Source organism: Pseudescherichia sp. (assembly GCF_032052675.1).
In the GTDB taxonomy this organism is placed as follows: domain Bacteria; phylum Pseudomonadota; class Gammaproteobacteria; order Enterobacterales; family Enterobacteriaceae; genus Pseudescherichia.
In genome coordinates this window covers 1-4466 of sequence record NZ_DAMBWA010000027.1, presented here as the reverse complement: position 1 = coordinate 4466, position 4466 = coordinate 1, and the positions used below count along the sequence as shown (strand labels likewise).

Below are 4466 nucleotides of genomic sequence, written 5' to 3'. Positions count from 1 at the left end.
CACGAGCAGAACCACCGTAGGTTTTAGCCAGAACGGTAGTGATGGCAGCGGTCAGCGTTGTTTTACCATGGTCAACGTGGCCGATAGTACCGACGTTAACGTGCGGTTTTGTACGTTCAAACTTTTCTTTAGACATCGATTGTCCCTCTAAGACACGGATAAATCGGTGATATCACCACATCAACCAGGCAACATGCCCGACTTGTTGAATGCTTTTAAATGTAAACAGAGAGAAACGGGAGGGAGAAGTGAAGTGGTGCTGATACCCAGAGTCGAACTGGGGACCTCACCCTTACCAAGGGTGCGCTCTACCAACTGAGCCATATCAGCACGTATTGGAGCGGGCAGCGGGAATCGAACCCGCATCATCAGCTTGGAAGGCTGAGGTAATAGCCATTATACGATGCCCGCATCCTGAAACTCGGCTACCCAGTTCTTTCTGTAACAAAAAAGAGATCGCTCTCTTTTTTTGTTCGAGCTGCTTAATTTTTTAACCAGCTCAGGCGGCAATTACGCTGCCAGAAAGTGGTGGTGGGGGAAGGATTCGAACCTTCGAAGTCTGTGACGGCAGATTTACAGTCTGCTCCCTTTGGCCGCTCGGGAACCCCACCGGACTTGATGGTGCCGACTACCGGAATCGAACTGGTGACCTACTGATTACAAGTCAGTTGCTCTACCTACTGAGCTAAGTCGGCATCAAGTAGCGCGCATTCTAGGGAGACCTGCGGGTTCATGCAACAAAAAAATCGTATAAAACGTTCTCTTGCTCACAATTTGTGCGCTGACATGAAAAAATGCTGCCATTTCATGCAACGACGAACAAATATTCAACGTTTTACCGTTTCTTAGAGTGGATTGATAAAGGCAAAAAGTGGGTAAATCCCTCTGAGGCGATCCTGTTACGTGATGTGTATCAGTGAAAGCACGCTTCGTCACTATTTTTTCTTATCCTTACCTGCAATCTGATGTTACCCTCCTGCCCATTGTCCATAATAAACTTCAATGTCGCGTGCCATTGAGCTGTCTTTCAGGACTGCGCATCGCTGAACGTTTATCCTCGGAACGGTGACGATAAATGGCACGCAGAAACATGCTTATGAATGCAGCAGAGCAAACGTTAATGACGCCTTACTTACAGTTTAACCGCAGCCAGTGGGCTGCACTTCGTGACTCGGTGCCCATGACCCTGACGGAAGGGGAAATAGCGCGGTTAAAAGGTATTAATGAAGACCTCTCCCTTGAAGAGGTTGCCGAGATCTATCTGCCTCTGTCGCGTTTACTCAATTTCTATATTAGCTCCAACCTGCGTCGTCAGGCCGTACTGGAGCAGTTCTTGGGTACTAATGGGCAGCGTATCCCCTATATCATCAGCATTGCCGGCAGCGTAGCCGTGGGCAAAAGTACCACCGCGCGTGTACTGCAGGCCCTGCTGAGCCGCTGGCCTGAGCATCGTCGGGTAGAGTTAATTACGACCGATGGCTTTCTGCATCCTAACCAGGTGCTGAAAGATAGGGGCTTGATGAAGAAGAAAGGCTTTCCTCAGTCCTATGATATGCACCGACTGGTGAAGTTTGTTTCCGATCTTAAATCGGGCGTGCCGAATGTGACTGCTCCGGTCTATTCCCATCTTATTTATGATGTTATTCCCGATGGGGATAAGACGGTTACCCACCCCGATATTTTAATTCTTGAAGGGCTAAATGTTTTGCAGAGCGGTATGGATTATCCTCACGATCCGCACCATGTATTTGTTTCGGATTTTGTCGATTTCTCTATTTACGTTGATGCTCCGGAAGAGCTATTACAGCGCTGGTATATCAATCGCTTCTTAAAATTCCGTGAAGGCGCATTTAGTAATCCAGACTCTTACTTCCACAGCTATGCCAGGCTCTCTGAAGAGGAGGCGGTGAAGGTCGCCACCTCCCTCTGGCAAGAAATTAACTTCCTGAATTTGAAAGAAAACATCTTGCCTACCCGTGAGCGCGCCAGTCTTATCATGACCAAAAGCGCTAATCATGCAGTTGAGCAGGTACGGTTACGCAAATAAAAAAGGGAGCGCTATGCTCCCTGTTTCATTATTATTCCGCACTTCTTAACGAAATTTCACCGCCCATCCAGGCTTTAGTCGCTCCATCCTGCTCAAGCAATAGCGCGCCCTGTGCATCTATTCCACGCGAAATACCCACTATCTCTTTATCACCGATAATAAGTTTGACCGGACGGTTAATAAAGTTATCCAGCTTTTCCCAGCGGGAGAGATAAGGGGTTAACCCCTCCTGCTCGAATAGCTCCAGCGCCGCGCGCAGCTCGTTGATAAGGCGGGCGGCCAGCGTATTACGATCGATGACGATCCCCGCTTCCTGAAGATTGATCCATCCCTGGTTAATAACGTCAGACTCGACCTGACGCATCGCCAGATTGATCCCTGCCCCAATGACGATCTGTGCCGCATCGCCCGTTTTACCCGTCAGCTCAACGAGAATACCGGCTAGCTTACGATCCTGAAGGTAGAGATCGTTCGGCCATTTGACCCGCACCTGGCTGGCCCCGAGATCGCGCAGCACTTCTGCCATTACGATACCAATGACCAGGCTCAGGCCAATAGCGGCAGCAGGACCCTGTTCAAGACGCCAGTACATAGAGAGATAGAGGTTCGCTCCGAATGGAGAGAACCATTTACGCCCGCGCCGGCCCCGCCCCGCCTGCTGATACTCGGCAACGCAGGCATCGCCCGATTGGAGAGTACCAATACGATCCAGCAGGTACTGATTCGTTGAATCAATAACCGGCAGCACCGCAACCTGGCCCTGCTTTATCTGGCCGCTAATGAACGACTGGTCTAGCAGCTGGATGGGTTCCGGCAGGCTATAGCCTTTTCCCGGCACGGTAAAGACATCAACGCCCCAGTCGCGCAGGGTTTGGACATGTTTGTTGATGGCCGCCCGGCTCATGCCCAGACGCTCACCCAGCTGCTCCCCTGAGTGGAACTCACCGTCTGCAAGAATAGAAATCAGAGTTAATGGAATAGTATTGTCCTTCACGCGATGATCTCCACAGCGTTTACCTCTCCCGTTGAGCCAATGAAACGTACCTCAGGCTCTAGCCAGACGTTAAATTTTTCGCCCACCTGCAAGCGCACGTGATGTGCCAGCGCTACTACATCCTTGCTGGTCGCCTCGTGCTCGTTGATAAGCACAAGCGCCTGCTGACGATGAACGGCGGCCCCGCCTACCGTCGTGCCTTTTAGCTGACAGCGATCGATAAGCCAGCCTGCAGCCAACTTAACGGAGCCATCGGCCTGCGGATAATGCGGCGCATCGGGATAACGGGCAAGCAGCTGTTGCGCCACCTCGGCACTCACTACCGGGTTTTTAAAGAAGCTTCCCGCATTACCGTTTACTTTCGGGTCGGGAAGTTTACTCATTCGCATATTGCAGACGGTATCAAATACCTCCTGCGCCGTAGCGGTAGCAGGATCGAGGCGCGCCAAATCGCCGTAGGTCAGCACCGGCTGCCACGCTTTTGGTAGGCGTAAGCCCACCGCGACGATGGCATGACTGTGCTGATACTCATGCTTAAAGATGCTGTCCCGATAGCCAAAGCGGCACTCTTGGGCGGTAAGGCGCTGGATATGGCCAGTCGCAAGCTCAACGCAGTCGACATAGTCACACACGCGCTGTAGCTCAACGCCATACGCGCCGATGTTTTGAATGGGGGATGAACCTACGCAGCCCGGGATCAGGGCCAGATTCTCCAGGCCAGCCATCCCTTTACCCAGCGTAAACTGAACCAGCCGGTGCCAGTTCTCCCCTGCGCCAACGTGCAGATGCCAGGCATCGGGTTTTTCAGTGATATCGATACCCATGATGCGGTTAACAATCACCGTGCCGGCATAATCATTCAGGAAGAGAACGTTACTCCCCTCACCCAGGATCAGTACGGGCTGATGGATCTGCGCGGCATTCTGCCAGGCGCTAAGGAGCTGTTGCACATTGTCGGCAAGCACGATGTGATTCGCATTATGCGCAATGCCAAAGGTATTCCAGGGTTTAAGGGAGTGATTCATAGACGCCATCCAAAGACAAAAACAGGGCTAGTGTACCCCATATGCCGGATGTTCGCTTGTGGTTGTCGTTGTAGGTGAATACGCCGGGCGGCACGCCGTTTGCCCGGCCTACGGGGGACAGCTGCCGTCTGTAGGCCCGGTAAGCGCAGCGCCACCGGGCGTGGGTCTGCCGCAACACAAAAAGGCCATCCGTAAGGATGGCCTTCTGCTTTGTTTGATGCCTGGCAGTTCCCTACTCTCGCATGGGGAGACCCCACACTACCATCGGCGCTACGGCGTTTCACTTCTGAGTTCGGCATGGGGTCAGGTGGGACCACCGCGCTAGTGCCGCCAGGCAAATTCTGTTGTCTGACGCCGTCAGGCGGCAGACTTAATCTGTATCAGGCTGAAAATTGTTCGC

Annotated in this window: 4 protein-coding genes, 4 tRNA genes and 1 rRNA gene; 1 reads left to right on the top strand and 8 read right to left on the bottom strand. The window is 52.3% G+C overall.

The features are described 5' to 3' along the window. The 5 genes from RTX96_RS20815 to RTX96_RS20795 form a co-directional block, all read right to left on the bottom strand. On the bottom strand, positions 1 to 136 hold a 136-nt coding region (locus RTX96_RS20815), incomplete at its 3' end, for a GTP-binding protein (RefSeq protein ID WP_009484166.1). A gap of 118 nt (positions 137 to 254) precedes the next feature. Next, positions 255 to 330: transfer RNA gene (locus RTX96_RS20810), tRNA-Thr, on the bottom strand. Between the two features lie 6 nt (positions 331 to 336). Next, positions 337 to 411: transfer RNA gene (locus RTX96_RS20805), tRNA-Gly, on the bottom strand. A gap of 115 nt (positions 412 to 526) precedes the next feature. Further along, positions 527 to 611, bottom strand: a tRNA-Tyr gene (locus tag RTX96_RS20800). A gap of 8 nt (positions 612 to 619) precedes the next feature. Next, positions 620 to 695: transfer RNA gene (locus tag RTX96_RS20795), tRNA-Thr, on the bottom strand. A gap of 401 nt (positions 696 to 1096) precedes the next feature. On the opposite strand from RTX96_RS20795, the gene coaA reads away from it, so the two are divergent. Continuing rightward, positions 1097 to 2047, top strand: a complete 951-nt coding sequence (coaA, locus tag RTX96_RS20790) for a type I pantothenate kinase (RefSeq protein ID WP_312671920.1) — start codon at positions 1097 to 1099, stop codon at positions 2045 to 2047. 31 nt (positions 2048 to 2078) lie between these two features. Here coaA and birA read toward each other — a convergent pair whose 3' ends face one another. The 3 genes from birA to rrf all read right to left on the bottom strand — a co-directional run bounded on the left by birA (position 2079) and on the right by rrf (position 4401). Next, on the bottom strand, positions 2079 to 3041 hold the full coding sequence (gene birA, locus RTX96_RS20785) for a bifunctional biotin--[acetyl-CoA-carboxylase] ligase/biotin operon repressor BirA (protein ID WP_103821919.1): 963 nt from the start codon (positions 3039 to 3041) through the stop codon (positions 2079 to 2081). Continuing rightward, a complete protein-coding gene (gene murB / locus RTX96_RS20780) occupies positions 3038 to 4066 on the bottom strand; it encodes a UDP-N-acetylmuramate dehydrogenase (RefSeq protein WP_312671919.1) in 1029 nt (342 codons plus the stop codon). Before murB ends, birA begins: the two co-directional genes overlap by 4 nt. A 219-nt stretch (positions 4067 to 4285) precedes the next feature. Further along, positions 4286 to 4401 (bottom strand): 5S ribosomal RNA (rrf, locus tag RTX96_RS20775). Positions 4402 to 4466: the final 65 nt, after the last annotated feature.

What these genes read in the sequence shown, in the direction of transcription:
- coaA (WP_312671920.1), top strand. Translation starts at nt 1,097, where the DNA reads ATGAATGCAGCAGAGCAAACGTTAATGACGCCTTACTTACAGTTTAAC.
- murB (WP_312671919.1), bottom strand. Translation starts at nt 4,066, where the DNA reads ATGAATCACTCCCTTAAACCCTGGAATACCTTTGGCATTGCGCATAAT.